Origin of the sequence: Pseudomonas sp. DE0010 (genome assembly GCF_007680745.1) — a bacterium.
GTDB lineage: Bacteria > Pseudomonadota > Gammaproteobacteria > Pseudomonadales > Pseudomonadaceae > Aquipseudomonas > Aquipseudomonas parafulva_B.
In genome coordinates this window covers 1-286 of sequence record NZ_VEJQ01000180.1, presented here as the reverse complement: position 1 = coordinate 286, position 286 = coordinate 1, and the positions used below count along the sequence as shown (strand labels likewise).

At 70.3% G+C, this 286-nt stretch carries 1 protein-coding gene; it reads left to right on the top strand.

Features of this window, described 5'->3' with window-relative positions; all coding sequences use genetic code 11:
• The coding region (locus tag FS767_RS22145; RefSeq protein ID WP_144968239.1) for an ABC transporter permease subunit at positions 1-286 on the top strand (286 nt) is incomplete at both ends.

Below are 286 nucleotides of genomic sequence, written 5' to 3'. Positions count from 1 at the left end.
CTCGCTGTTCATCGGCCTGGCCGCGGCGCTCATTTCCGGCGCCATCGGCACCCTGCTCGGGGTATTGGCCGGCTATTACGGCGGCAAGGTCGATGCCCTGGTGAGCTACCTGGTGACCACTCGCCTGGCCCTGCCGGTGGTGATGGTGGCCCTGGCCGCCGCCTCCCTGGTGGGCGGCTCGCTGAAGGTGGTGGTGATCCTGCTCGGCTGCCTGCTGTGGGATCGCTTCGCCGTGGTGGTGCGCGCCGCGGTGCAGCAGATCCGCGACGCCGAATACGTCGCCGCC